This is a genomic window from Streptomyces sp. NPDC004752, from assembly GCF_053601275.1.
The window spans coordinates 23,783-48,768 of sequence record NZ_JBSGBN010000073.1 but is presented as its reverse complement, the minus strand read 5'-3'; the positions used below and the strand labels follow the sequence as shown (position 1 = coordinate 48,768).

At 67.6% G+C, this 24,986-nt stretch carries 26 protein-coding genes; 19 read left to right on the top strand and 7 right to left on the bottom strand.

The window, feature by feature from the left end:
• Positions 1–182: 182 nt before the first annotated feature.
• Together ACWEKM_RS27555 and ACWEKM_RS27550 are read left to right on the top strand one after the other, a co-directional pair.
• Entirely contained in the window at positions 183–1,265 is a 1,083-nt protein-coding gene (locus tag ACWEKM_RS27555; RefSeq protein WP_451623934.1) for an AI-2E family transporter, read from the top strand.
• 221 nt (positions 1,266–1,486) lie between these two features.
• Positions 1,487–2,188 carry a hypothetical protein gene (locus ACWEKM_RS27550; RefSeq protein WP_451623933.1) on the top strand — a complete coding sequence of 234 codons (702 nt, stop codon included), beginning with the start codon at positions 1,487–1,489 and terminating at the stop codon, positions 2,186–2,188.
• Here the strand turns inward: ACWEKM_RS27550 and ACWEKM_RS27545 are convergent.
• Both ACWEKM_RS27545 and ACWEKM_RS27540 read right to left on the bottom strand, forming a co-directional pair.
• Positions 2,181–3,002 carry a LysR substrate-binding domain-containing protein gene (locus ACWEKM_RS27545; protein WP_451623932.1) on the bottom strand — a complete coding sequence of 274 codons (822 nt, stop codon included), beginning with the start codon at positions 3,000–3,002 and terminating at the stop codon, positions 2,181–2,183. The genes ACWEKM_RS27550 and ACWEKM_RS27545 overlap by 8 nt on opposite strands.
• Positions 3,003–3,119: 117 nt before the next feature.
• Entirely contained in the window at positions 3,120–3,929 is an 810-nt protein-coding gene (locus ACWEKM_RS27540) for a polysaccharide deacetylase family protein (RefSeq protein ID WP_451623931.1), read from the bottom strand.
• A 338-nt stretch (positions 3,930–4,267) separates the two neighbouring features.
• Here ACWEKM_RS27540 and ACWEKM_RS27535 point away from each other — a divergent pair, with 338 nt between their 5' ends.
• The 9 genes from ACWEKM_RS27535 to ACWEKM_RS27495 all read left to right on the top strand — a co-directional run bounded on the left by ACWEKM_RS27535 (position 4,268) and on the right by ACWEKM_RS27495 (position 13,492).
• Positions 4,268–5,137 carry a MurR/RpiR family transcriptional regulator gene (locus ACWEKM_RS27535; RefSeq protein ID WP_451623930.1) on the top strand — a complete coding sequence of 290 codons (870 nt, stop codon included), beginning with the start codon at positions 4,268–4,270 and terminating at the stop codon, positions 5,135–5,137.
• Between the two features lie 13 nt (positions 5,138–5,150).
• Positions 5,151–6,020: a metallophosphoesterase family protein gene (locus tag ACWEKM_RS27530; protein ID WP_451623929.1), complete on the top strand. Its 870-nt coding sequence runs from the start codon at positions 5,151–5,153 to the stop codon at positions 6,018–6,020.
• Positions 6,017–7,387, top strand: a complete 1,371-nt coding sequence (locus tag ACWEKM_RS27525) for a metallophosphoesterase family protein (RefSeq protein ID WP_451623928.1) — start codon at positions 6,017–6,019, stop codon at positions 7,385–7,387. Before ACWEKM_RS27530 ends, ACWEKM_RS27525 begins: the two co-directional genes overlap by 4 nt.
• Positions 7,384–9,042, top strand: a complete 1,659-nt coding sequence (locus ACWEKM_RS27520; protein ID WP_451623927.1) for an ABC transporter substrate-binding protein — start codon at positions 7,384–7,386, stop codon at positions 9,040–9,042. Before ACWEKM_RS27525 ends, ACWEKM_RS27520 begins: the two co-directional genes overlap by 4 nt.
• Before the next feature lie 77 nt (positions 9,043–9,119).
• A complete protein-coding gene (locus tag ACWEKM_RS27515) occupies positions 9,120–10,142 on the top strand; it encodes an ABC transporter permease (protein WP_451623935.1) in 1,023 nt (340 codons plus the stop codon).
• Between the two features lie 119 nt (positions 10,143–10,261).
• On the top strand, positions 10,262–11,077 hold the full coding sequence (locus ACWEKM_RS27510) for an ABC transporter permease (protein ID WP_451623926.1): 816 nt from the start codon (positions 10,262–10,264) through the stop codon (positions 11,075–11,077).
• Entirely contained in the window at positions 11,074–12,072 is a 999-nt protein-coding gene (locus tag ACWEKM_RS27505) for an ABC transporter ATP-binding protein (protein ID WP_451623925.1), read from the top strand. Before ACWEKM_RS27510 ends, ACWEKM_RS27505 begins: the two co-directional genes overlap by 4 nt.
• On the top strand, positions 12,069–12,824 hold the full coding sequence (locus tag ACWEKM_RS27500) for an ABC transporter ATP-binding protein (RefSeq protein ID WP_451623924.1): 756 nt from the start codon (positions 12,069–12,071) through the stop codon (positions 12,822–12,824). The genes ACWEKM_RS27505 and ACWEKM_RS27500 overlap by 4 nt, the downstream gene beginning before the upstream one ends.
• Positions 12,825–12,829: 5 nt before the next feature.
• Positions 12,830–13,492 (top strand): HAD family hydrolase, encoded by a 663-nt coding sequence (locus ACWEKM_RS27495; protein WP_451623923.1) that lies wholly within the window; start codon positions 12,830–12,832, stop codon positions 13,490–13,492.
• Positions 13,493–13,562: 70 nt separating this feature from the next.
• On the opposite strand, the gene ACWEKM_RS27490 is transcribed toward ACWEKM_RS27495, so the two are convergent.
• On the bottom strand, positions 13,563–14,444 hold the full coding sequence (locus ACWEKM_RS27490; RefSeq protein WP_451623922.1) for an SDR family oxidoreductase: 882 nt from the start codon (positions 14,442–14,444) through the stop codon (positions 13,563–13,565).
• 88 nt (positions 14,445–14,532) lie between these two features.
• Here ACWEKM_RS27490 and ACWEKM_RS27485 point away from each other — a divergent pair, with 88 nt between their 5' ends.
• Together ACWEKM_RS27485 and ACWEKM_RS27480 are read left to right on the top strand one after the other, a co-directional pair.
• Positions 14,533–15,111, top strand: coding sequence for a TetR/AcrR family transcriptional regulator (locus tag ACWEKM_RS27485; RefSeq protein ID WP_451623921.1), 579 nt, complete (start codon positions 14,533–14,535; stop codon positions 15,109–15,111).
• A gap of 234 nt (positions 15,112–15,345) precedes the next feature.
• Positions 15,346–16,563 (top strand): glycoside hydrolase family 3 N-terminal domain-containing protein, encoded by a 1,218-nt coding sequence (locus ACWEKM_RS27480; RefSeq protein WP_451623920.1) that lies wholly within the window; start codon positions 15,346–15,348, stop codon positions 16,561–16,563.
• A gap of 59 nt (positions 16,564–16,622) precedes the next feature.
• On the opposite strand, the gene ACWEKM_RS27475 is transcribed toward ACWEKM_RS27480, so the two are convergent.
• Positions 16,623–17,558: a DMT family transporter gene (locus tag ACWEKM_RS27475; protein ID WP_451623919.1), complete on the bottom strand. Its 936-nt coding sequence runs from the start codon at positions 17,556–17,558 to the stop codon at positions 16,623–16,625.
• A gap of 76 nt (positions 17,559–17,634) precedes the next feature.
• Between ACWEKM_RS27475 and ACWEKM_RS27470 the strand changes: the two genes are divergently transcribed.
• The 6 genes from ACWEKM_RS27470 to ACWEKM_RS27445 all read left to right on the top strand — a co-directional run bounded on the left by ACWEKM_RS27470 (position 17,635) and on the right by ACWEKM_RS27445 (position 22,206).
• Positions 17,635–19,017, top strand: a complete 1,383-nt coding sequence (locus ACWEKM_RS27470) for an aminotransferase-like domain-containing protein (RefSeq protein ID WP_451623918.1) — start codon at positions 17,635–17,637, stop codon at positions 19,015–19,017.
• 164 nt (positions 19,018–19,181) lie between these two features.
• Positions 19,182–19,529 carry a YciI family protein gene (locus ACWEKM_RS27465; protein WP_451623917.1) on the top strand — a complete coding sequence of 116 codons (348 nt, stop codon included), beginning with the start codon at positions 19,182–19,184 and terminating at the stop codon, positions 19,527–19,529.
• Positions 19,526–20,764, top strand: coding sequence for an RNA polymerase sigma factor (locus tag ACWEKM_RS27460; RefSeq protein ID WP_451623916.1), 1,239 nt, complete (start codon positions 19,526–19,528; stop codon positions 20,762–20,764). The genes ACWEKM_RS27465 and ACWEKM_RS27460 overlap by 4 nt, the downstream gene beginning before the upstream one ends.
• 210 nt (positions 20,765–20,974) lie before the next feature.
• The gene (locus ACWEKM_RS27455; protein ID WP_451623915.1) at positions 20,975–21,466 is read left to right on the top strand and encodes a DUF2975 domain-containing protein; all 492 of its coding nucleotides are present in this window, start codon (positions 20,975–20,977) and stop codon (positions 21,464–21,466) included.
• Positions 21,466–21,687 carry a helix-turn-helix domain-containing protein gene (locus ACWEKM_RS27450; RefSeq protein WP_451623914.1) on the top strand — a complete coding sequence of 74 codons (222 nt, stop codon included), beginning with the start codon at positions 21,466–21,468 and terminating at the stop codon, positions 21,685–21,687. Before ACWEKM_RS27455 ends, ACWEKM_RS27450 begins: the two co-directional genes overlap by 1 nt.
• A gap of 339 nt (positions 21,688–22,026) precedes the next feature.
• Complete coding sequence (locus ACWEKM_RS27445) at positions 22,027–22,206, top strand: hypothetical protein (RefSeq protein ID WP_451623913.1); 180 nt, start codon at positions 22,027–22,029, stop codon at positions 22,204–22,206.
• Positions 22,207–22,302: 96 nt separating this feature from the next.
• Here ACWEKM_RS27445 and ACWEKM_RS27440 read toward each other — a convergent pair whose 3' ends face one another.
• The 3 genes from ACWEKM_RS27440 to ACWEKM_RS27430 all read right to left on the bottom strand — a co-directional run bounded on the left by ACWEKM_RS27440 (position 22,303) and on the right by ACWEKM_RS27430 (position 24,893).
• The gene (locus tag ACWEKM_RS27440) at positions 22,303–23,016 is read right to left on the bottom strand and encodes a GntR family transcriptional regulator (protein WP_451623912.1); all 714 of its coding nucleotides are present in this window, start codon (positions 23,014–23,016) and stop codon (positions 22,303–22,305) included.
• A gap of 234 nt (positions 23,017–23,250) precedes the next feature.
• Positions 23,251–24,075, bottom strand: coding sequence for an alpha/beta fold hydrolase (locus tag ACWEKM_RS27435; protein ID WP_451623911.1), 825 nt, complete (start codon positions 24,073–24,075; stop codon positions 23,251–23,253).
• An 86-nt stretch (positions 24,076–24,161) separates the two neighbouring features.
• Complete coding sequence (locus ACWEKM_RS27430; RefSeq protein WP_451623910.1) at positions 24,162–24,893, bottom strand: glycerophosphodiester phosphodiesterase; 732 nt, start codon at positions 24,891–24,893, stop codon at positions 24,162–24,164.
• Between the last annotated feature and the right edge of the window lie 93 nt (positions 24,894–24,986).

Here is a 24,986-nt window from a genome sequence, read left to right as displayed (position 1 = left end):
CGGCCTCCGGCCACGGGCCCGGCCCGCCGACCCGGGGCCACTGGCCCCGGCCGCCGAGCCTCCTCGGGCCGGACGCCGACCCTCGGACCGCCGAACCCCGGCGGTCCGAGGCCCAAGGATCCAAGAGACGGGAACGCCACAAGACCGTGTGTGAACATCACGACGCCCGGGTGACTCAGTCCATGCCTGTGTGGCTTCCGAAGGCGATAGCCATCGGCCTCGTCCTCACGGCGGTGTTCGAGGTGACCGTCTGGGCGGCCCGGCAACTCGTCGGTCTCGGGGTGATGCTGCTGGTCTCCTTCTTCCTCTCGATGGTCATGGAGCCGGCCGTGCGCCGGTTCGAGGTCCGTGGGATGCGCCGATCGATCGCTACACCGCTCGTGTTCGCGGTGACGCTGGCAGCGATCGGCGGCTTCCTCGGCGCCGTGGTGACGCTGCTGATCGACCAGACGGCCCAGGTGTGGCACCGGCTGCCCGACCTGCTCGACACCCTGGTCGACCGGCTCAACGATGCCTTCGGTACGAAGCTCACCACGGACCGTCTGACGCCCGGCTCCGGGAGCGTCGAGACATACGCCCGGCAGGCCGCCGACCATGTGTGGGGGCTGTCCACGACAGTGATCGGCGGCATCTTCCAACTGCTCACGATCGCGCTGTTCGCGTACTACTTCACCGCCGACGGCCCGCGGCTGAGGCGAGCCGCCCTGTCGCTGCTGCCCCCGCGGCGGCAGGCGGCCGCGCGCCGGGCCTGGACCATCGCTCTGGCCAAGACCGGCGGATACACATACTCACGGGCTCTGCTGGCCCTGTTCTCCGCCGTCGCCCACACGGTGGCGTTCACGGCGCTCGGCATCCCGTACACGGTGGCGCTGGCGGTCTGGGTGGGTGTCGTCTCGCAGTTCGTTCCCACGGTCGGAACCTATCTGGCCGCGGCCCTGCCGACCCTGGTGGCGCTGACGGTCGCCCCGGTGGACGGCCTCTGGGTGGTGATCTTCGCGACGGCGTACCAGCAGGTGGAGAACTACGTGCTGCAGCCGCGCATCACGGCGCGTACGGTCGAGGTCCATCCCGCCGTGGCCTTCGGATCCGTCCTCGCCGGAGCGGCACTCCTCGGAGCGGTCGGTGCCGTCATCGCCATTCCCACCGTCGCGACCGTGCAGGCACTCGGCACGGCATACCTGCCCCGGTACGAGATCCTTCCCTCCCGCGAGCCGACGGGCGACATTGAGCCGACGGGCGGCACACCGGGAGATGGCACACCGTGAGGCCAGGCCGACGGCAGGGGGCGCCGACCGGGTGCCGAACAGCGCTGGTTCGGGAGCTTGTTGGGGTGCCTGTTCGTGATCATGTGATGAGTCTGCGACAGCGATGTCCTGGAACGAAGACGCCGGGATCTCCTCGGCTCACAGCCCCCTCATAATGATCAAGCAAGCGCCAAGAAGCCGACACCGCTTCGGCCTCAACCACTGATCACCAAGGGGATTTCATGTCCGGCAACCGTCGCAAGGCCCTTCTCGTATCCGCAGTCCTCGTCGGCGGCGCCATGCTGATGACGGCGTGCGAGGACTCGGGCTCGGACGCGGCCACGGACACCGGCGCCGCGCACGGTTCTTCGTCCGCCCCTGCGACCGACAGTGCGGCCACCCCGTCCGGCTCGTCGACCGCGGGCAGTGACCAGGGCACCGGTAAGGGCTCCGACGCGACGGACAAGGGAACCGCGGACGGGGCCGACTCCGGCTCTGACTCCGGCTCCGGCGCCGACACCGGCAACGGCGAGCGGGAGCCGGTCGAGCAGAGCTGCGGCGCCAACGACATCTCCTGGAGCACCAGGCCCGAGACCCAGGCCGGCGGTTACATCCTGATCATCGCGAAGGCGAAGTCGGGGATCACCTGCTACCTGCCCCCCGCGCTTCCGACCGTGGCGTTCGGATCCGACGGCACCGAGGCGGGTCCCGCGGAGCAGACCGTCGGCAAGCAGATCAAGCTGAGCGGGAGCACCGCCGCCTACGCCGGAGTGAACCCGAAGACCACCAACGGAAACGGTGGCAAGGAACTGGACAGCATCATCGTCGCCGTCGGCGACAACGACCCCAACCCGGTTTCCCTGCCGGTCGGCACCATCACGGTCGAGGACCCGATCGTCACCAACTGGCACACCGCCCCGACGGACGCCGTTCCCTTCAGCTGAACGAACCCGCGGCGTGCTTGGCGGTGAGGGTGCTGGTGATCAGATTGCGGAGCCAGCGGTGAGCGGCGTCGCGGTCGTGGCGGGCGTGCCAGGCGAGGACGACCGGGATGGGCGGAGTGGGCTCCGGCAGGGGGTAGGTGCGTAGACCCGTGGGGAGTACGTCCGTGCCGAGCAGTGCCGGGGCGACCGTGATCAGGCCGTGGGCGGCTACCGTACGCAGCGCCAGGGACAGCGTTGGCACGGTGAACGCGACTGTCCTGCACACATTGTGACGCTCGATCAGATCACTGAGGCGGTCGTGGGTACGGCCACGCCGGGACACCACGACATGCGGCACCGCGGTGAAACCCTCCCAGGTCGAGGGGTTGTACGGCAGATCGTCTTCACCGAGTACGCGCAGACAGACACCGGGCGCGGTGGCGGTGAGCGGGGCGGCGAGGCGCGGCAGCAGCGCGTCCGCCACGACATCGTTGCACTTCAGCGTGAAGGTGCGTGTCAGCGTGCCCGGGTCGATCTCGGCGGTCGGTGTGAGGACGGCCTGGTCGCGGGTGACGATCTCGTGCACCTCCTCGCGGATCTCTTCGGCGTACGGCGTGGGCAGCATCGCCCGCCCTGCGCGGACCAGGATCTCGTCGCCGGTCGCCCGCCGGATCCGGCTCAGGGTGCGGCTCATGGCAGTGATACGGCCAAGGCCCTTGCCCAGTACGAAGCCGCCCGCACCGCCCGGTTCGATGCCGTCCGCGAGCACGCCGCAGCCGTTGAACAAGCCGCTGACGCCGCCGAGTTCGCGCAGCGGTATGCCACATTCAGCCACTGGATGCTGACCACGGCACCCGCCACCTGAGCCGGTCGGGCAGCCGACGTAGTCGGAGCGGCATCGGGTGCGGAACTCGTGCTGGAGTGCTCAGTGGAACCGGGTGGGGCTGGGGGGTCAGCGTACGGGGAAGCCGAAGGTGTGGCCCTGTCCCTTGAGTTGGGGGAGGATGCGGCGCAGGGCTTCGACGGTCTGGGAGCGGTCGCCGCCCGCGTCGTGGAAGAGGAGTGTGGGTCCGTTCGGCAGTTCGCGTTCGACGGTGGCGATGATGGTGTCGGTGCCGGGCTGTTCGAAGTCTTTGGTGTCGACGTTCCAGCCGAGTGGGCGCATGCCGTGGGAGGCGGCGAGTGTGCGGCTGTAGGGGGTGAAGGCTCCGCCGGGTGCCCGGTAGTACATGGGCCGTACGCCTCCGGACGCTTTGGTGATCATGCGTTCGGCGTCGAGTATCTGCTGTGACTGGTAGGTGTGGGACTTGGTGTCCATGGTGGTGTCGTGGGACACGGTGTGGTCGCAGAGCCGGTGGCCGGCGGCGACGACCTTCTTCACGAGGTCCGGGTGGGCCTGTGCCTGTGTCCCGACCATGCAGAAGGTGGCCTTCACCCCGTACTTGCGCAGCACGTCGAGTACTTGAGGGGTCCACACGGGGTCGGGGCCGTCGTCGATGGTGATGTTGACGCCGTGCTCTCCCTTGTCCGAGGCGTGTGCGATGGTCACCTCCACGGGCGTGACGTCGCTGCCGGGCGTGGCATGGGTGCCGGGTGTGACGTCGCTGCCGGGTGTGGCCGTTGCGGCTGCGTGGGGTGACGAGCCGTGGACGGCTCCGGCCTGGGCGGTCCACACGGAGGCGCCGGCGGCCAGCATCGTCACCCCGAGCGCCGCCCCGACCACCTTGCCGTGCCAGCCCCGCTTCGCGCCATGCCGTGTCATGTCCGCCCCGCTTTCCCGCAGTTCGCCGCCGGTCCCTGGCCGCCGCGCGACCACATTGCAGGACGAGGAGCGCCGGCTGGGGGATGCGTCTGTTACCGATCCCGAACATATCCGGGGGAGTTCGCGGACAACTCGGCAACTATCCAGCGCCTGCCCCACCGTCGGGAGCCGAATCGCCATGCGGCGGCCCCTCCACGCGAGGGTGCCGTAGCGCTCGCGGGCCGATCGTGCCGGCATGAATGGCACAGAATTTCATGGCTGGGCTTGCAATGAAATTTCAAGTCGCTGTTCACTTCGGTGATGCCTGCCGTTGGACCCTCACGCTTACGTTCGCTGCCATGACGGACACCGTGACGCAGAACGAACAGCCCGGACGAACCGTGGAGCTCGTTCGCGTGAACCTCAACTCGCTGTCGCTTGCGGAGCGCAAGGTCGCCGAGGCGATCTTGCGCGACCCGGTAGCAGTGATCCACCTGTCGATCAGTGAACTCGCCGCCCTGGCGGACTCCTCGGCTTCTTCGGTGGTCCGTATGTGCGTGAGCATCGGACTTCGGGGCTTCCAGGAGCTGAAGATTCGTCTCGCCCGCGAGTCCTTCTCAACTGAGAAGCAGCTGCTGGCTGCCATAGACCCTGGCGACACCCCGCCGAGCGCAGCCCGTAAAGTCATCGTGGGCACTGCCGCCGCCCTCGAACAGGCCGCTTCGGTCATCGACTTCAACGCCGTCGCCCGAATCGCCGAGGCGCTGCGCGGCGCGAAACGTGTCCTCTTCTGCGCCGTGGGAACGTCCTCGCCCGTGGCCGCGGACGCCGCACAGCGTATGGTCACGATCGGCATCGACGCACGTCATGTAGGGGACGTGCACGCACAGCATGTCGCTGCGCGCATGCTGACGAACGAGGATGTGCTGTTCGTCATCAGCCATACCGGGTCGACGACCGAGACACTTGCGGCGGCGAGGGCAGCGAAGGCGGCCGGCGCGACTGTAGTCGCCTTGACGAGCTTTTCCGCCTCGCCCTTGACCGAGATCTCGGACGACGTCCTTGTGGCAGGAACCGCGGAAACGGCTTATCGAGTGGAGGCGATGGCCAGCCGCATCGTCCACATCACGGTGATCGACGCAATTTTCGTTGTCCTGTCCTTGAACGACGCGAGCGCGGTGCGGCACCAAAAACTCGCCGCCGACATCATCATCGAACACCGGATCTGACGCGATGGCACTCATGAAAAGCTTCAAGTTGGGCGTCCTGACGGATCTGCATCTCGCTCCGCCCCGGTCGCCGTCCGCCGAATTCAACGGTCCTGTCGAGCGGGGGCGTAGCCGGGAGCTGCTGGATGCGGCCCTTCAGACGATGGACAGCGATATCGAAGCGCTGCTTGTGCTCGGCGACTTCGCCGACCGACCTGTTGTGGACGAATATGCCCGCGCCGTACAGCGGTTCGGGATGCTCGATGTACCGGTGTATGTCATCCCGGGGAACCATGATGTCCCGCGATCGGGAGAAAGAGATTCCCTCTCGGCGGCTCTCAGCGGTGCGCGTCATGTCCAGCAGCTTCACGCCCAGGCGATACCGGGGCTCGACGCCGACCTGCTGGCCGGAGGACTCGTCCGTGACGGAGCAGGCTTCCGTATGACACGGTGCGATGAGGCCCTGTCGCGGCGCACCAGCCGGACCCTGACGCTCTGGGCCACACACTTCCCTGTCCTGAGCACGGCGGACGAGATCGCGCGCCGCGGGTGGAAGTACGCGGGCGACGCCGCCAACCACGACTTCGTCCGGGCGAGCCTGACCGCGCTGGAAACTCCGGTCATCGCTCTCACCGGCCACTTGCATATCCGTAGCCATGCGATCGGCTCCAACATTCTCCAGCTCACGCACGGCGCGCTGGCCGAGGCACCCTACGACGCCACGACCGTGACCATCGAACGGGTGGCGGACCGGATCACGGTTCGGCGGACGGCACGGCCCGCTGCGCAGGCGCTGCCCGGATCGGCGGCGGCGGTCATCGATGCGTGCGACACGACGTTCGTCTGGGACGGTTCCCGTTGGTCCGACCAGGGCTCCGCACCGTACCGGAGTGACGGGCGATGACCTGGAACATCGGCGATTCGCCGATCCGCGCATTGGTCCCCCGCGGGCGCGGGCATCAATTCGTGCAGTACGCCGACTCGTGTTCCGGGGTGCCGGACCGCGTCGAGGCATCCCGGCATCAGCAGGTGACCGACGTCCTTCGCAGACTCACGCCGGCGCCGGAGTTCATCAGCTTCCCCGGCGACGCGGTCATGGATGGCGGTGAACGCGCGCAGTGGGATCACTGGATCGATCAGGAAGTCGCGTGGGCTCGGCAGCGTGATATCCCGATCCTCCAGGCCACAAGCAATCACCACACCTACGACGACAACAGCACGGACGTGTACCGGTCGGTCTGGCCGAATGTGCCGCAGAACGGTCCGGACGGTCAACAAGGTCTGGCCTATTATCTCCGGTTCGAGGATCTCCTCTACATCTCTTTGCACCAGCCGGACCCTGCCTGGGAGATGGGCAACGGAATGCAGCGCCAAGTCGCCGACACGGAGGCGGCTTGGCTGACTTCAGTCATCGATGCCCATCGCGATGTCGAGCACATCGTGGTGGCAGGGCACTACCCGGTGTTCCCGGTGAATGGTTACCGCGAGGCACCTCAGTGGTGCTTCACTCGTGGAGCCGGCGCCCAACTCTGGGACTTGTTCCGGAAGAACGGGGTGACGGCGTATCTGTGCAGCCATGTCATCGCGTTCGACGTCCAGTCGCATGACGGCATTCTGCACATCACCTCCGGCGGCGCCGGCACCGTTTACGGTCCTGGCGGCGCTATGCCGGGCCCACCCGAGTACCTGCACGCTGTTCAGATGGCGCTCGATCAGCACGGACTGCGTTACCAGGTACTCGATGTCCACGGTCGTATGCGGGAATCGTTGAGCTGGCCCTTTTCCGAGCCGTCCGCGGACTGGCGTACGGGGGCGGTGGAAACACCTGGGACACTCACCCCCGACAGGATGCTCGTCCTGAAAGCCGGCGAGACGGGTCATGGCCGAAAGATGGCTGAGGGAGCGTTGCGCCCCGGCCCTTATCGGGACTACATCGCATGGCTTGTGTCCGAGGACGGCAGGTTCCGATTCGGCATCGACTGCACTGTCGACCGCTTCACGCTGGAGCTGGAGTTGGACGGCGTAGGTCGACAACGATGGGTGGGGCCGACCGCTGATTACGGGACACAGATCTCGATCGAGCTGGCCCTGCATCCGGGTATGGGCCCGGGAGGAATGCTGTACCGCCACAACGGCAATTCCAGGTGGTCCTCGATGGAATCCAGCTCGGCGAGCGGACTCGAATCCTATTCCTCGCCGACCCGGGTAGCCACGCCGTCGTCACTGATCCAGCTCCAGCATCAGGTAATTCCGCTCGACCGACCAGCGTGAGCGACGGAAAGCCAACCCCGTTGCCCTCGCCGCTCGACCCCCTGAACACTCCACACACCCAAAGGAAAGCCGTGAACAGTACGACAGCCGGGACCACCGCCGTAACAGTGCGGTCCCGCACACGACGGCATGCCGCAGCCGCGGCGGTCGTCGCCGCGGCCCTCGTCGCCCTGACCGGTTGCAGCACCTCCACCTCGGACACGACGCGGGCTTCATCGTCCGCGGCCCCCAGCACGATCCGCATCGCGGACGACGCGATCGTCAAGACGCTCGACCCGATGGCCAACGCCTCTTATGAAGCTGTTCAGTTCACCTACTTCTGGGGCGGGTTTCTCACTACGTACAACGTCGGCACCCAAGGCGGACAGCCCCTGCTCGCCAGGTCCGTGACCGAGTCCAAGGACCGTCTCGGCTGGACCGTCGCACTCAAACCCGGCCTCAAGTTCTCCGACGGAACCGCGCTGACCGCATCCGACGTCGCGGCGACCTTCAAGCGGCTGAAGGGCCTGCCGGGCGTGACCGGCGACAACTTCGTCGGAAACTTCTTCAGCAACCTTTCTTCCGTCGCCGTTGCGGGTGGCGACAGTGTCGTGTTCGAGTTCAAGAAACCCGAGCCGGACTTCGCGAAAGAACTGGCGATGCCTGAAATGGTGATTCTCCCCGCCAAGGGAGTCGCGAAGGGGAACGCCTTCTGGCAGCATCCGGTCTCGGCGGGCCGGTTCCAGGTCGAGTCCGCGGACTTCACCACTGGTCAGTACGCCTTCACCGGAAATCCGTACTACTCGGGAACCAAGCCGAAGACGAAGAAAATCGTGGTGAGCGGTGTCCCGAACGCGGCAACTCGGCTCGCTCAGCTGAAGAGTGGCCAGGTCGAATACGCGGAAAACCTTCCTGGAAATCTTTTGTCGCAGCTCAACGGAGACCTGCGCCAGGATGTCGCCGCGTGGCCCGGTGGATCGCTGTATCTGCTGCCCAACTTCAAGAACCCGCTCCTCGCGAACTCGAAGATCCGCCAGGCGATCAACCTCGCCGTCGACCGGAAGCAGATCTCGGAGACGGCGCTGGGCGGGAAGAGCATCGGTGCCCCGCTGTATGGCATCCCGTGGAATCAGAACGGTGCCTCTCCGAATGTGCGGCCCACGGCCCGGGACATCGCCAAGGCGAAATCGCTTCTCGTCGGCACACCGTGCGAGAACGGTTGCAGCATCCCGCTGACCGCCTACTCGGATGCGGTGTGGCAACTCCCGCTCGTCGCGCAGGTCGTACAGCAGCAACTGAAGGAAATCGGCATCACGGTCAACCTCCGCCAGGTCCCCTTTGCGCAGTCCGGTGAGTGGCCGAAGACGAATTGGGGCATGTTCGTGGGCTGGACCGGCTTCTATGACGACTCGGCAACCTACCTCAGCGGTTTCTACCTGAAGAACGCGGGCGGCAGGGCCCGTTCCGGCTTCGATTCCCCTGAAATGGACTCGCTGAGCGACAAGCTGGCCACGGCCACGAAGGAAGAGACGCCACGCTTGGTTCAGCAGGCGAACGCACTGTATGCCGAAGAACTGCCGATCATCCCGTTGACCACGTTGAGCTACGTCGCCGGGAGTTCTCTGCCGAAGTCCGTTCTCGGCAACATCCAAGCGGCGTACATCACCGTGCCGTGACCGATCGTGACGGCCGGGGTCCGGGCCCCGGCCGTCGGAGCATCTCCCACCCGATTCCCTTTGTCGAGGAGTTGAAGATGGCGATCGTCGATACGCCCGAAAGCGCCGCTGTCCGGGGTGACCCGGGCCGCCGTCGGCGCGCCTCCCTACGGAAACTCGCCGCGTCGCTGGCACCGGTTCCGAACGCGTTGATCGTCGCCTTCTGCGTCGTGGTGGTGACGTTCTTTCTGATTCGCGTCGTGCTGGGTGACCCTGCCTATCAGTACGCCATGAACCAGAACGGAGGGCAGCCGCCCGCGCCGAGTCAAGTGGTGGCGATCCGTCATTCCTTCGGCCTCGACCGACCTGTGCTGGTGCAGTTCGGCAGCTACCTGGTCGGGCTCCTGCATGGAGACATGGGTTTCTCGTACCAGAATCTCAGCGTCCCCGTCTCGACCATTGCCCTCGGCAATCTCGGCACAACGGCGATCATGACCGCGCTGACCGTCGTGACGTCTGCGTTGATCGGCATCGTCCTCGGGCTTGCGGTGGCCCTCGCGCGGTCCCGGACGCTGGACAATATGGTGCGGCTCATCGCGATGGTCGGCATTTCGGCACCGACCGCGCTGGTCGGGCTCATGCTGATCCTCTCGGTGTCGGTCGCGGGCCGGCTCCTGCCGGCAGGCGGCTGGGGGAGCGGATACCCGGAGAACTTCCGCTACCTCGTGCTCCCCGTGGCCACCCTGGTGATCTGGTTCGCTCCGGCGATCCTGAGAGTCGTACTGGAGCGCGCCCGCGCCGTCCTCGACGAGCCCTTCGTGGAGGCCGCCCTGGCGCGCGGCGTCCCCCCACTTCGGCTGGTCGTCTTTCATGTGCTGCCCAGTTGCGCTCTTCCTGTGATCAACTTCCTTGCGTTGAAAACCGCCTGGCTGCTCAGCGGTGCGGTCGTCACCGAGTTGGTCTTCGGCATGCCGGGCCTCGGACACACGATGTCCAGCGCCATCACAGCGGCCGACTACCCGGTCATCCAAGCCTGTGCGCTGCTCGCCGGTCTTCTCGTCGTGGTCTGCACGATGACCGCCGCGATCGTGGGCCGCGCGATCGATCCGAGGACGCGCTGATGACCATGACAACACCCCCATCACCATCGTCGCCGACGCTGGAGACAACGCCTACGAGCACTACGAGCACCACGAGTACTACGCGATCGAGGGGGCGCCGCAGACGCACCGGTGCGCTCATGATGCGCACCGAACGGTGGATCGGTATCTCGCTCATTCTCGTGATCGCATTGGCCTGCGTCGTGGTCCCCGTCCTGGATTCGGTCAGTCCGACCGCGGTGGGAACACCCATGCAACCGCCGTCGGCCGCCCACCTTCTGGGCACCGACCAATTGGGCCGCGACATCTTCGTACGACTTTTCTACGCCGGTCGGATCGACCTGGTGCTGACGACAGTCAGTGTGCTCGCCGCGTCCTGCGTGGGCACGACCGTCGGCCTGGTCGTCTCGGCGCTCCCGAAGACACTTCGCAGCATCGCGCTCCGCTTGATCGACGCGCTGAACGCCATCCCCTACCTTGTGCTCGTCCTGGGGATCGTGGCCGCAGTCGGTACCAAGCAGGTGATCCTCGGAGCGCCCGCCGGTGCCGTCGCCGTGGTGATCGCTCTCGTCATCGCGGGCTGGGCACCGTACGCCACTCTGACCCTGTCCCAGGCCCTGCTGTGGAGGAAGCGCGAGTCGGTCATCGCCGCGCGCCTCATGGGATACAGCTATCCGCGCATCCTGCTCCGCCACATCGGACCGGCGATGCTGCCGGCGAACATCTCGTACGCCGCCACCCATGCTGTTTCGACCATGTCCGCCCTTGCGGCACTGGCGCTCCTCGGCGTCGGCGTCCAGGAACCGACCCCGGAACTCGGGCAGATGATGCAGCAAGGTATCGCGCTGCTCCCGGTCGCATGGTGGGTGTCCATCATCCCCGGCCTTGCGATCCTCGCCCTCGGCATCGGCTTCGGCCTGATCTCCGACTCGTTCGACGCGAGGACCAAACGATGACCAGACCGCTACTCGCCCTCGATGATGTCCATGTTCAAGTCGGCGACGTCGACATACTGAGCGGAGTCTCCCTCGAACTGCACGAAGGCCAAGCAGTCGGCCTGGTCGGTGAAACCGGATCGGGCAAGACCATGACCGTCCGGACCGCAACAGGTCTGCTGCGTCGCTCCGGAGGCCGGATCACCAGCGGCTCCCTCCGTATCGAGGACAACGACCTGACGCACGCCGACGACCGCGCATGGCGTCGATGGCAGGGCCGAAGCATCACTCTCGTCCCCCAGGCGAGCATGTCGAGCCTCAATCCCCTTCGGCGTGTTCGCGCGCAACTCGCCGAAGCCGTATCCCTCGCGGACCGACGGGCGGATGTCGCACAGACGTCCCTGCGGCTGCTTGAGTCGGTACGACTTGAGCCGACCCGCGAACTTCTCGACGCCCGCGCACACGAACTGTCCGGGGGCATGCGGCAACGAGTGATGATCGCGCTGGCGCTGGCCACACGTCCGAAAATCCTGGTGGCCGACGAACCGACGACCGCCCTGGACGCGTCCGTCCGCATGAGCATCCTCAATCTGCTGAACGAACTGCGCCAGGAACAGCGCCTCGCGCTCCTCATGGTCTCCCACGACCTGGGCGCGATCGCGGCGGCGACAGACACGACCGTCGTCATTTACGCGGGACGCTCCATCGAGGCCGCGCCCACTCGCCGACTGCTCGATGACCCACGGCATCCCTATACACGTGCGCTGCTCAGTGCCCAGCCACAGCGCACCACCCCAGGATCGCGGATACCCACCCTTCCCGGCGGGCCGCCGCAGCCGGGCGGGCACGGCACCGGTTGCCCGTTCGCACCCCGCTGCTCCCTGGCTCGCGAGATCTGCGTCTCACAGCCGCCGAAGATCACGGCACCCGCAGCAGACCGGACCGTCGCCTGCTACGGGGAACAGCCGGAACACAAGCCCGAGTTCACGCGAACGCGCACAGGGACGGCGTCATGACTCCTCCGGAAGAGGACGGACCGCTCGAAGTCCATGCGCACCACCTGGACTTCGCATACGCGCGACGTCAGGTACTCCACGACATCGATCTGCGGGTTTCGTCACATGAACGCCTCGGAATCGTCGGAGAGTCCGGCAGCGGTAAGAGCACCCTCGCCAAGCTGCTCGTCGGCCTGATCCACTCCGCCGGCGTGACCGTGAACGGTCGGCCATGGGCCGATGTACGGCGCTCCGAATCCCTCCGCCGGCGAGTGCAGCTCATACAGCAAGACCCATTCGCCTCGTTGACGCCTCATCTCACGGCGCAGAGTTCGGTGGCCGAAGCCGCTCGCGTGACACGGCGTCTGCCTGCAAAGGAAGCGGCGGCCGTGGCGGAGGAACTGCTCACCAGGGTGGGCATGAACCGTTCGGTCGGCAGTCGGCGTCCGGGGCGGCTCAGCGGCGGACAGTGTCAGCGGGTCGCCATCGCACGTGCGCTGGCGACCGGTCCCGGGCTGCTCATCGCGGATGAGCCCACGTCTGCTCTCGACCTGTCGGTGCAGGCGCAGATCATCAACCTCTTTCTCGACATCATGAACGCCGACCGGCTGTGCTTTGTGCTGATTTCTCATGATCTGGCCGTCGTTCAGCATCTCACCGATCGCCTGATCGTGATGCAGGGAGGTCGAATCGTCGAGCAGGGCGCCACCGTCGAAGTTCTTTCGGCACCCACCCACCCCTATACCAAGACGCTCGTCGGGAGCATGAACTGAAAACCGTGAGAACAAAGGCTGCGGTCTTCGACTGCGACGGCCTGCTCATCGACAGCACGGCAGCATGGGCGCAAGCCTTCAGCACGTCGGCCGAGGCGTTCGGCTACCAGCTCAAGCCATCGGAGCAGCACAGTCTTCTCGGGAGTTCCGTGGTGAGCGGAGCAGCGATCATCTCCAGACTGACCGGTGCTCCCGTCCAGGAGCTGCAAGGAATCATCGCCGACAGGCTGAGTGCGATCGTCGACGACGCACCGCCACCCTCGTTGCCCGGCGCCACCACCCTGATCGGGGAGCTTCATCGGCACATGCCGCTCGCAGTCGCCTCCAACGGCCCTGCCGAAGTCGTCAAGCTGATGCTGGATCACGCGGGCCTTCTCGATGCCTTCGAAACGGTCTGCACGGCAGCGGAGGCGGGCGCGGCGAAACCGGACCCGGCGGTCTACCTGACGGCGTGCGAGCACGTCGGCGCGGAGCCGGAACTCTCCTACGGATTCGAGGACTCGGCGGTGGGAGCCGAAGCCGTACTCGCGGCCGGAATGACACTCGTCGTCATCGGCACCCCGACCTGCGAGCTGCCCCCCGCCGCGATCACCGCACAGAGGCTTGACGAAGAGCGAATCACCAAGCTGATTGTCGGCAGCGGAGGCATGGAAGAACGGTCTTGGTAGACCACAAAGGCCGAGCCGTTGGGGCCAGGCCCGGGTGCTGGCAGCGAGCCTGCCTGGTCTTCCCCGCTGGTCAGGGCTGGATGTTCGCCAGGTCCTCCAGAAGGCTGGGGTGTTTCGGCTGCCAGCCGAGCGCCTGCCGGGTGTGGGTGCTGGACGAGGGCTGGTCGGTCGCGAAGATGGGACCGAGGGGGCCGTAGGTCTCCGTCGGCACCGACTCGACCGGCAGGCCCAGCCGTCGGCCGATGACCGCCGCGATGTCACGTACTTCGTCTCCCTCGTCGGCCACGGCGTGCCAGGAGGTACCGGCTTCCGCCTGCTCCAGGGCGAGCCGGAAGAGGACGGCCGCGTCCAGTGCGTGCACGGCCGGCCAGCGCTGTGCGCCGTCGCCCGGGTAGCCGGACACCCCGGTTCGGCGTGCGATGTCGGTCAGCAGACCGGCGAACCCGCCCGTGCCCTGGTTGTGCACCGTGCGCGGCAGGCGTACGGCCGTGCTCCGGACCCCGCGCGAGGCAAGGCCCAGGACCGCCGTGACCGCGCGACCGCGACCACCGACCGGCCCGTCGGTCGGCACCGGGTCGGCCTCGATGGAGGCGCGGCCCGGCGCCTGGGGCGTGCCCGAGACGGTGACGAAGGGGCGGTCGCTGCCGACGAGTCGCTCGCCGAGGGTCTCCAGGGCGGCAGTTTCCTCGGCGACCGACTGTGCGAGGGCCTCGGGGCTGCTGAAGTCATTGCCGAATGCGAGGTGGATCACCCCGTCGGTCCGAGTGACGCCGGTGCGAAGGGTGTCGAGGTCGGCGAGGGCTCCCCGGAGCGGCTCGGCGCCGGCCGCCTCGGCGGCCCGTGCCGACGCTTCGGAGCGGGCGAGCGTGAGGACGGTGTGGCCATTGCCGAGGAGTTCGGCGACGACGGCGGACCCGATCAGGCCGGTGCCACCGGTGACGAAAACGCGCATGGAAACACTCCCGCAAAGTGATGGGACTCTTGTCCCATCACTGTAGCCGAGTGATGGGACAAGAGTCCCATCGCCTAGGATGGAGATCATGGGTCGATGGGAACCGGGAGCGCGTGAACGCCTAGTCGTGGCTGCCGTCGATCTGTTCACCGAGCAGGGGTACGACGCCACGACGGTCGCGCAGATCGCCGAACGCGCCGGGGTCACCAAGAGCACCTTCTTCCGGCACTTCCCCGACAAGCGCGAGCTGCTGGTGGCCGGACAGGAGACGCTGAGCCGACTGCTGACCGAGGGGATCGCCGAGGCGCCCGGTGACGCCAGCCCGCTCGAGGCGGTCGCTGCCGGTCTCAAGCGGGCCTCGACGGCGATGGGCCCCATGAATCGGGAGCTCGCTCCTCGCCTCAAGGCGGCCGTCGCCGCCAGCGCCGAGCTTCAGGAGCGTGACGCCCTCAAGAGCGTCAGCCTCGCGGCCGCGATGACAACCGCTCTCGTCGCCCGCGGTGTGCCGGATCCGACCGCGGCCCTCGCGGGCGAGCTGGGCGTCCTCGCCTTCAAACGCGGGTACGCCGAATGGTCCGAGGGTGACCGCGATGCCAAGGACGAGTTCGCCGGGTACATCCTGGCCGCCCTGGACGAGCTGCGTGCGGCAAGCGCATCACTGGGCTGACCGGACCCACCTCACCCGCCCCACCCCGCCCCGAGCCGCCGCCGTCAGGGCACCGCCGCCGGGCACTGCCGACACCACGGCGGCGGCCCGTCCGCGCCGCGCACAGCGCGCACACCTCACCCGTTCGGCGTAGCGTGTGGGACCGCGGCGAGTGCGGGCGGCTTACGACCCGCTGCCGGGCGGCGGCTCGCCGGTCCAGCACGGCCAGCACTCTTCATGAGTCAGGAGCGCACCATGGTCATACCCGTCCGACAGCGCACCGGCGGCCGTTCCCCCGCCCTGCGTGCCGGCGTTGGACTCGTCACCACCCTGCTTGCCGCGAGCGCGTGCACCGCGTCGGCGGCGGCCGCGGGCGCCGCTCACACGTCGGGCTCCGCCGCCCCGGCCCGCTCGACGGCCACCACCTGCGCCGACCGGGTCTATACGGCGATGACCCAGGCGCAGCGCGTCGGGCAGTTGTTCATGGGCGGCGTCGCCGCCACCCGCCCCAGCACCACGGACCTGCATACCCTGCGCGCCTACCACGTGGGGTCCGTCATGCTGACCGGGCGCAGCTCCGCCGGGACCGTGGCCACGAAGAAGGTGGTCGATGGGGTGCGCGGGCAGGCGGACACGGTCGCCGGGCGGCGGGTCGGAATGATCGTGGCGACCGATCAGGAAGGCGGCCAGGTCCAGGTGCTCAACGGCCCCGGCTTCTCGGCCATCCCCGCCGCCCTGACCCAGGGCACCTGGAGCACCACGACGCTGCGCGACCGTGCGGAGGGATGGGCGCGGCAGCTCAGGGCGGCCGGCCTCGATCTCAACCTCGCCCCGGTCGCCGACGTGGTGCCCGCGAGCCTCGGTACCCGCAACGGCCCCATCGGCCATTACCACCGCGAGTACGGCCACACGCCCGGCACCGTGACCTCGCACAGCGGCGCCTTCGCGGCCGGCTTCCGCAAGGCCGGGGTCATGACCACCGTCAAGCACTTTCCCGGGCTGGGCCGGGTGATCGGCAACACCGACACCACGGCGAACGTCGTCGACTCGGTGACGACCGCCTCCAGTTCGAGCCTCACGCCGTTCCGCAGCGGGATCGAGGCCGGGTCGCCGTTCGTGATGGTCTCCCTGGCGAAATACACCAAGATCGACGCGGGGCATCTGGCGGTGTTCTCCCCGACGGTCATCGGTTCGCTGCTGCGCAGCCGGCTCGGTTTCCAGGGCGTGGTCATCTCCGACGACCTCGGGAAGGCCGTCGCGGTCCGCTCCTACACCCCGGCCCAGCGGGCGGTGAACTTCGTCAACGCCGGGGGTGACATGATCCTCACGGTCCAGCCGTCCACCGTGCCGGCGATGGCACAGGCGATCCAGTCCCGGATGGCGACGGACGCCTCCTTCCGTGCCAAGGTCGCCGCCGCCGTGCACCGGGTCCTCACGGCCAAGGTTGCTGCCGGCCGGCTCAGCTGCGGCTGAGGACCGGCGCCGGGGCGCTTGCCGAAGCCGCCGGAAGAGCGGCCGACCTGCCATGCCGGTCATGATCTGTTGCTCTCGCGGTCCAGTTCATCCGGGACGACGTATGGAGGCGGGAGCCCGGGCCGGGAGGCAGCAGGCGTGGCCGTGGCACGGGTGCGCTGGGCGAGCCACACGAGTGCGGCGATGGCGACGCCGACGAGGTAGGTGTCGGCTGCGAGGGGTTCGCCCAGGAGTGCGGCGGAGGCGACGAGGGTGAGGATCGGCTGAACCTGCTGGATCTGGCCGACGCGGCCGATGCCGCCGCGGGCCAGGCCGCCGTACCAGGCGAAGAATCCCAGCAGTTGGGAGACGACGGCGATGTAGGCCATTCCGAGGATCACCGAGGGTCTCAGGTCGTAGGTGTCGGTCAGGGAGGCGATGCACGCGGCCGGGATCGACAGCGGCAGCAGCAGGACAAGCGTCCAGGAGATACTGCGGGCGCCGCCGATGCTCTTGGCCTCTCCGGCTCCGAGCGCATACCCGAAGCCGGAGCACACGGTGGCTCCCAGCATGGCCAGGTCTCCCCAGCCGAATCCGGTGGTCGCCGCACCGGGCCGGGTCAACACCAGATAGGTGGTGAGCACGGCGATCCCGGCCAGGGATGCCGCCCAGAAGCCGGCCGAGAGTCGCTCGTCCCCGATCACCTGGGCGAACATCGCGGTGACCGCCGGCAGCAGCCCGAGGATGACTGCCGCTCGTCCCGAGTCGATCGACTGCAGCGCGAGAGAGGACAGCAACGGGAATCCGCCTACGACACCGAGGCCGGACACCGCCAGGCGTGCGGCGGCAGCCCCGCGCGGGACCGGCGCCCGCACCGCCAGCAGATGGACACCGGCCAGGACGCCGGCGATCGCCGCCCGCCACATCGTGATCCCGACCGCGTCGATACCCGTGACGGCGATCTTGTTGGCCGGCAGCGACAGACTGAATGCCAGCACCCCCAGCCCGCCCAGCACCCAGGCTGTCGTCGTTGCACGCGGCGAACTGTTACCCGAAACCGCAGTATGTTCAGTTGCGTTACTCTTATCCTTCATGGAAAACGATAGCAGCCGAGCTGTGCTACTGGCGGCGCTGCATGAGATGGCCGCACGCGAGCCGGCGGGGACGCGCTTGCCGACGGTGCGTACGCTGCAACGTGAATACCGGGTGTCGCCTGCGACGGTGCAGGCCGTGACCCGGGAGTTGGCTGCCGCGGGGCTCGTGGAAGTCCGCCCGGCCGCCGGTACGTTCGTCGCCGCCCGCCGAGCCCCGGCACCTCGGGACACCGCCTGGCAGCAGGCCGTGCTCGGCGGGCGGACCCCCGACGCAGCGGTGCGCGCACTGGACCTGGTGACCGACCCTCCAGCGGGCACGATTCGGTTGTCGGGCGGCTATCTGGACGAGGAGACCATCCCGACCCGGGCGCTGGGTGCCTCACTCGCCCGCGCCGGACGCCGCCCGGGGGTGTGGGGACGCTCACCCGTCGACGGCGAGGAGGCATTGCGGCGATGGTTCGCCCGCGCGATCGGCGGCGTTTCCCACGACGAGGTCGTCGTCACCGCCGGCGGACAGAGCGCCCTGTCGATCGCCATCCGCGCCCTGGCCCGTCCCGGCCGGCCCATCCTCATGGAAAGCCCTGCCTATCTCGGCGCGATCTCCATCGCCCGCACCCACGGCCTTGAGGTCGTACCCGTCCCCACCGACGCTCACGGAATGCGTACCGACCTGCTCGACGACGCCTTGACCCGCACCGGGGCTCACCTTGTGGTCGTCCAGCCCCTGTTCGCCAACCCCACCGGAACCACCCTGGCCCCCGAACGCCGCACCCAACTCCTCGACGCCGCGACACGGCACTCCGTGTTCGTCATCGAGGACGACTACGCCCGGGATCTGGCCATCGACACCCCCGTGCCGGCGACGCTCATGTCCGCCGACGAGAACGGGCACATCGTGCATGTGCGTTCCCTCACCAAGTCCATCGCCCCCGGCCTGCGCGTGGCCGCGCTCGCCGCCCGAGGGCCGGCCCTCGCCCGGCTGCGCGCGGCCAAGGTCCTAGACGACCTCTATGTCTCGGGCCCCCTGCAAGCCGCCGCGCTCGACTTCCTCACCTCCACCGCCTTGCCCCGCCACCTGCGCGTCGTGTCCCGTCAGCTCAACGACCGCCGTGACACCCTCCTGCGGGCCCTCACTGTCCACCTGCCCGCAGTGCACGTCACATGTGTGCCCCGGGGCGGTATGCACGTATGGGTCAGGTTTCCGGACGGCACCGATGCCGACGTCCTCGCCGCACGCGCACTGGCAGCCGGAGTCCTCGTCTCCCCCGGCACCCCCTGGTTCCCCGCCGAACCCGACGGCGCCTACCTCCGCCTCACCTACGGGCAGGTCTCCGCCGACCAGATCGAGGAAGGCGTCCGACGTCTCTCCCAGGCAATCTGACACAGCAGGAAGAGCCTGGCTGCGTGGGGCCGATCGCGCGGGCCTGAAAATTCTTCTGGCGGGTTGTCGATCCGCGGCCTCGCCATTCGTCATCCCGGTGTTGCCGCACCATGGGCAACGCACGAACCCGACGAACGACGAAAGAGGAGTTCACCGTGAAGTACATGCTGCTTATCATCGGCACTCAGGATGCCGAGCCCTCGACGGCCGAAGCCGACCAGGGCCTCATGGAGGCGTTCATGGCGTACCACAAGGCCGTGTACGACGCCGGGGTCATGGTTGACAGCAATGTGCTGGACTCCTTCGAGACCGCCACCTCCGTCCAGGTGGGCAAGAACGGGGAGCGCATGGTCACCGACGGGCCCTTTGCCGAGACCCGGGAGTATCTGGGCGGCTACTACATCCTCGACCTCCCCGATCTGGATGCCGCGATCGACTGGGCTGCCCGCTGCCCCGGGGCCCGCGCCGGACGGGTCGAGGTGCGCCCGATCCAGGTCCTCGACCTGTCATGACCGGCGGGCGAGCAGCCGGCGTGGTCGAGGCGGTGTTTCGTGAGGAGCGGGGCCGGCTGCTCGCCATGCTCGTGCGCCAGTTCGGTGACCTCGACCTCGCCGAGGACGCAGCGTCCGAGGCCGTCGAGGCCGCGCTGGAGCGCTGGCCCGTCGACGGGGTGCCGACGACCCCCGTGGCCTGGTTGCTCACCACCGCGCGGCGCAAGGCCGTCGACCGCTTGCGGCGGGACAGGGCCTACGCCGAGCGACTCGCGATCATGCACGTCGAGGCGCGGCAACTCGTCCCCGCGGTGCCCGAGCGGGAGAGCGACGACGTCCCCGACGAACGGCTGCGCCTGTTCTTCACCTGCTGCCATCCCGCACTGGCGGTCGAGGCCCAGGTCGCGCTGACGCTCCGGTGCCTCGCGGGGCTGTCCACACCCGAGGTGGCGCGGGCCTTTCTGGTGCCGGAGGCCACCATGGCGCAGCGGATCGTGCGGGCCAAGCGCAAGATCCGCGCCGCGCGGATCTCCTTCCGTGTGCCCGAGGCGGACGAGCTGGCCGGGCGTATTCCCGGTGTGCTGCGGGTGGTCTACCTGATCTTCACGGAGGGCTACGCCGCCAGCGCGGGCGAGGACCTGGTGCGCGCCGACCTCACCGACGAGGCGGTCCGGCTGGCACGTATCCTGCACCGGCTGTTGCCCGCCGAACCCGAGGTGAGCGGACTGCTCGCGCTGCTGCTGCTGGTCGACGCCCGCCGCGCTGCCCGCGTCGACGCGGCGGGGGAACTGGTGCCGCTGGCGGACCAGGACCGCGCTCTGTGGGACGCCGACCGCATCAGCGAGGGCCGCGACCTGGTCGTCGCCGCCCTGCGCGGGCCTCGCTCCGGCCCGTACGCACTGCAGGCGGCGATCGCGGCCGTGCACGCTGAGGCCGCCGACGTCGCCACGACCGACTGGCCGCAGGTCGTGGCGCTCTACGACGTGCTGTTGCGGGTGTCTCCATCGCCGGTGGTCGAGCTCAACCGGGCGGTGGCCGTGGCGATGCGCGACGGCCCAGAGGCTGGTCTCGCGGCATTGGACGCGCTGAACGCCGACGCATTGCGGGGCTACCACCCGCTCCCGGCGGCGCGGGCGGATCTGCTGCGCAGACTCGGTCGCACTGCCGAGGCGGCCGCGGCCTACCGGGCCGCGCTCGCGTTCGTCGACAACGAGCGGGAACGGGCCTTCCTGCGCCGGAGACTGGCCGACCTCTGATCACTGACAATCAGGTCCGGCACATACAACCCGCCCGCAACCGCATCCCCCGGGGGAAGCCGCAGGGCGCCTTCGCATCGCGCCATGCCGCAGGAGGGGGCGGCGGCATCCCGCCAGGGTGCGAAACCGCCGCCCACTCTCCGACCCAGCCTTTGCTTAACCTATCGAGATTCGATAGATTCCCATCGTAGCTCGATGGAAAGATGGGTCATGGGAACGCTGACAGTGCGCGCGCTGCGCGCCGTGCTCGTGGTGGTGCTCACCGGCACCGTGTTCGTACAGGCATTGATGGTGTGGGCGTTGGTCAGTGGGAGTGACCCGGAGGACGGGTCGCTCCCACTGACCCCGCTGCGCGTGATCACGATCCTGGGCATCGGGACGGCCCAGGTCGCCCTGGTCTGTGTATGGCGACTGGTAACGATGGTGCGACGCGGAACCGTGTTCTCCCACGCCGCCTTCCGGTACGTGGACGTCATCATCGGCGCGATCGTTGCGGCTGCTCTCGTGTGGTTCGCGGTCACGGCCCTGAATGCGCCCGGCCAGCGGGACGACCCGGGCGTCACCCTCATCATGGGCGGGATCGGCGTGGCCATCCTGGGAGTCGCGCTCATCGTGCTCGTGCTGCGGATGCTGCTCGCCCAGGCCGTCGCCCGCGACGTCGAAGCGGCGCAGATGCAGGCCGAGCTGGACGAGGTGATCTGATGCCGATCGCCGTCGACATCGACGTGATGCTGGCCAGGCGGAAGATGTCCGTGGGCGAACTCGCGGACCGCGTAGGGATCACGCCCGCCAACCTGGCGGTACTCAAGAACGGCCGCGCCAAGGCGGTGCGCTTTGCGACGCTCGCCGCGCTCTGCGAGGTGCTCAAGTGCCAGCCGGGCGACCTGCTTCGCTGGGAGGCCGAGGACACCGGGGGCGAATGAACCGCGCCTGCCGACGCGTCATCGCCGATCCCGCTTGCCTTTGACCAACTCCGCGAGCAACCCGGGGCCGTACCCGGGGAGATCCCGGGCCTGCCGGAGCGTCTGGCCGAGGTGCCCGACCCTCGCGATCCGCGCGGCGTACGGCACGCTCTGGTCGTCATGCTTGCGCTGACCGCGTGGGCGGTTCTGGCCGGAGCGCCTTCCCGCCGGCCGTGGGTGAGTGGATCACCGACGCCCCGCCGTCCGTGCAGCCTCACTGCGGAACAGACCACACCCGCCGAGCTTGCTCGGCTGATCCGCAGCCACTGGAAGATCGAAGCCCTGCACCATGTCCGAGACGTGACGTTCGCCGATGACGCCTCCCAGCTGCGAACCGGCTCCGCACCCCGCGCCATGGGGACCTGGCGCAACCTCGCCATCGGCGCCCTTCGCCTCGCCGGGAAGAGCAGCATCGCCGCCGGCCTCCGGCGCAACGCCTGCGATGCCAGCCGACCTCTCGCCCTCCTCGGACTCACATGATCACGAAACGGAGGTCACGCGACTACGCCGAAGCCCTGGGGGTTGTCGACGTTGGGATCGAGACCGCGACGGCCACCCGATTCTGAACCAGGGTGGTCATTCGGTGTCTCCTAGCTCATATTTCACTCGTAGAACGTCGGGTCGGGTCCAGCCGTCGGCGGTCTCGACTCTGCGGCCGGTCTTTGTGTCGACGAGGCAGCTTCGAAAGCGCCATACGAGAGGACGACCATCGAGCAGTAGATGCCGACCGGCTTCCTCGTCGACCACTTCGAGTTCAGCGCTCATCCACAGCCGTCTCGGTGCAAAACCAAGAGCGACCATCAGCTTGTGCGTGGACCCTCCATTGGAGAGCAGATCGCTGAACCCTGGAGCGAGGTCGGCGGGAAAGTACATGGTGTTGTAGTTCGCCGGGATGCCGTCGATCTTTCCCAGTCGAACCAGCTTGACGACCTGAGTGTTTTCCGTGAGGCGCAGCGTCTCGCGCAGAGAGGCCGGGGCATGCATCGTCTCGACGCTGAGAACGCTGATTTCAGGCTTTCCTCCCGCCTGCTTCACCGTCTCCGTCCAGCTCGGGCTCCCCTTGTCACTCACGGTGTACTCAAGTCGCCTGGCTACGTAGGTGCCTGAGCCGCGTGTCCGGGACACCAGGTGTCGGCGCTGCAACTCCTCAAGCGCCATTCGCGAGGTCAGACGACTCACTTGATGCTGGGCTGCCAACTCGTTTTCCGAGGGGAGCCGAGTTCCGGGGGGCGCATCCTTCATCGCGTCCGCGAGCTCATCGGCGAGCCGTAGATACGTGGCGGTAGCCACAGGGTGCTTCCCCTTCGTCGAAGATTCGTATCGGCGCACGAGGCACCCGCGCGACCACTCGGACGGCACGGGGGCTCCATCGGACGGCACGAGGGCTCCAGTCGACTGGCGTGTGCCTACCCGATGACCGGCGACCCCAAAGTCTACCAACCTGTCGCTGCCGAGCAGTTCGGTGCGTACACGTAGGGTCCTGCCGGCCCGTGCGCCGGCCCGTTGCTTGCTTCTACGGACGCGCTATTTGTCCCCCGTCAGGAACGTTCGGATGCGGCCAATGACTTCCTCGTTCGCCTGGTTTTGCACGGTGTGGCCCAATTTTGGCATCACCACGAGTTCTGAGCTTTCGATCAGGTCGGCGATTTCGGCGGAGCAGGCGGGCGGCGTGACCCAGTCGTCCTCCCCGCACATAACCAGTGCAGGAATGCGCAATGACGGGAGCCGATCGCGTATGTCGTAGGACTTTCCGAGATACAGACGCGCGTGAAGGTCCGTGTTGACAGGGTTCATGAGCGCCGACCTGAGCGCTGCCTCGGCCGATGTGTTCTCGTTGTACAGCCGGCTCATGGCAAACATGATCATCCGGTGCTCGGTGTCGCTCACGAGTCGCCCGCGGAGAAATCTTTCGACCATGTCCCGGGTGGCCATCGGTGCTTGGTGTGCACGCTTTTCGTAATGGGCGAGCGCCAGGTCCACGAATTCGTCACTGGCTGTGCCGCCGATGAGGACGAGTCGGGAAACACTCCCTTGGTACCGCAGGGCGTGCATCATGGCGAGTTGCGCGCCGAACGATATCCCGATGAGCGTCGCCGGGGACGATCCGACCAGTGCTGACCGCAAGGACTCAAGATCCTCCACCAGCTGATCAACAGTCAGCGGTTCCCTGGTTTCGGATTCGCCGAGGCCGCGCCGCTGGTAAGCGATCACACGGAATTCGTCGCCGAGTGACTGAAATGCGGCGAATGTCCCGGGAACATCTGAATTACCCCGCCCGCCGTGGAGAAGGATGATGGGAGGTGCGTCGTGATCGCCCACTTCTTGGTAGGCGTGCAGCGCGCCGTTCACGCGTGCTTTTCCGTGCATCCGTGATCAACTCCTATGTTTCCTATGTGTGTTGGGTCGAACAGGCATCCGCGCACCGCCCGGGAAGATCATCCCTTGAACACCTCGGCCGCGAGTTCGGGCTTGTCGGTGATGATGGCGTCGATGCCCAGCGCAGCGAGCTGTTCGAGGGCGGGCCGGTCGGTTGGGGTGCCGAAACTTGACAGCGGCGCGGCGACTGCGATCGTCGAGAACCCTGCGGCACGAAGATTGTCCAGGACGCCGGGCTCATAGTCCCTCGGCAGCACGCGTATCCACCGCGCGCCGACAGCGCGTGCGGTCGCCATGGCATCGGCGCCACCGGGGAAGAACGTTCCGATGCCCGCTTCCGGAGAACGGTCCCGGATCAGTGCCGCAATGGACGGCGTGTAAGCCGAAAACAGGCTGCGTTCCAGAGCGCCGTGATTTTCGACCGCTTCGACGAACCGATCGATCTCGCGACGCCCGGCAAACTTCACGTCCACGATAATCGGGGAGGTGCCCGTCAGGGCGAGGAAGTCATTGAATTCGAGTATGCTCGGGAAGATTTCGCGAGCATCGGACAGTGACACCGCGTCCATGCGCTCCGACTTTCCGCACAGGCGGCGGAAATCGTCGTCATGAAAGCAGACGATGTGGCCGTCGACGGTCAGCTGGACATCGGTTTCGAGGATATCGGCACCGGCAGATAGTGCCAGTTCGAAGGAGCGTGCACTGTTCTCGATCGCCAGCTCGGGTGCGCCCCGGTGTCCGATCACAGCCGGGGCGGCCCGGTGCATGCGAGTTTCCAACCAGAATGACATGTGCTGTTCCTCATTCGATGATGAGCGCGGTACGTGTGGTCAAGCACGGGGCGTGTGTCTCGGTCTGGTGATGCCTGGCTGGACGGAGACACA

Coding starts and splice junctions, on each gene's coding strand:
- ACWEKM_RS27535 (WP_451623930.1), top strand. CDS start 4,268: ATGACGGACACCGTGACGCAGAACGAACAGCCCGGACGAACCGTGGAG.
- ACWEKM_RS27455 (WP_451623915.1), top strand. CDS start 20,975: ATGGGAACGCTGACAGTGCGCGCGCTGCGCGCCGTGCTCGTGGTGGTG.
- ACWEKM_RS27430 (WP_451623910.1), bottom strand. CDS start 24,893: ATGTCATTCTGGTTGGAAACTCGCATGCACCGGGCCGCCCCGGCTGTG.
- ACWEKM_RS27515 (WP_451623935.1), top strand. CDS start 9,120: ATGGCGATCGTCGATACGCCCGAAAGCGCCGCTGTCCGGGGTGACCCG.
- ACWEKM_RS27490 (WP_451623922.1), bottom strand. CDS start 14,444: ATGCGCGTTTTCGTCACCGGTGGCACCGGCCTGATCGGGTCCGCCGTC.
- ACWEKM_RS27470 (WP_451623918.1), top strand. CDS start 17,635: ATGGAAAACGATAGCAGCCGAGCTGTGCTACTGGCGGCGCTGCATGAG.
- ACWEKM_RS27460 (WP_451623916.1), top strand. CDS start 19,526: ATGACCGGCGGGCGAGCAGCCGGCGTGGTCGAGGCGGTGTTTCGTGAG.
- ACWEKM_RS27510 (WP_451623926.1), top strand. CDS start 10,262: ATGATGCGCACCGAACGGTGGATCGGTATCTCGCTCATTCTCGTGATC.
- ACWEKM_RS27480 (WP_451623920.1), top strand. CDS start 15,346: ATGGTCATACCCGTCCGACAGCGCACCGGCGGCCGTTCCCCCGCCCTG.
- ACWEKM_RS27525 (WP_451623928.1), top strand. CDS start 6,017: ATGACCTGGAACATCGGCGATTCGCCGATCCGCGCATTGGTCCCCCGC.
- ACWEKM_RS27540 (WP_451623931.1), bottom strand. CDS start 3,929: ATGACACGGCATGGCGCGAAGCGGGGCTGGCACGGCAAGGTGGTCGGG.
- ACWEKM_RS27530 (WP_451623929.1), top strand. CDS start 5,151: ATGAAAAGCTTCAAGTTGGGCGTCCTGACGGATCTGCATCTCGCTCCG.
- ACWEKM_RS27500 (WP_451623924.1), top strand. CDS start 12,069: ATGACTCCTCCGGAAGAGGACGGACCGCTCGAAGTCCATGCGCACCAC.
- ACWEKM_RS27465 (WP_451623917.1), top strand. CDS start 19,182: ATGCTGCTTATCATCGGCACTCAGGATGCCGAGCCCTCGACGGCCGAA.
- ACWEKM_RS27555 (WP_451623934.1), top strand. CDS start 183: ATGCCTGTGTGGCTTCCGAAGGCGATAGCCATCGGCCTCGTCCTCACG.
- ACWEKM_RS27550 (WP_451623933.1), top strand. CDS start 1,487: ATGTCCGGCAACCGTCGCAAGGCCCTTCTCGTATCCGCAGTCCTCGTC.
- ACWEKM_RS27485 (WP_451623921.1), top strand. CDS start 14,533: ATGGGTCGATGGGAACCGGGAGCGCGTGAACGCCTAGTCGTGGCTGCC.
- ACWEKM_RS27505 (WP_451623925.1), top strand. CDS start 11,074: ATGACCAGACCGCTACTCGCCCTCGATGATGTCCATGTTCAAGTCGGC.
- ACWEKM_RS27450 (WP_451623914.1), top strand. CDS start 21,466: ATGCCGATCGCCGTCGACATCGACGTGATGCTGGCCAGGCGGAAGATG.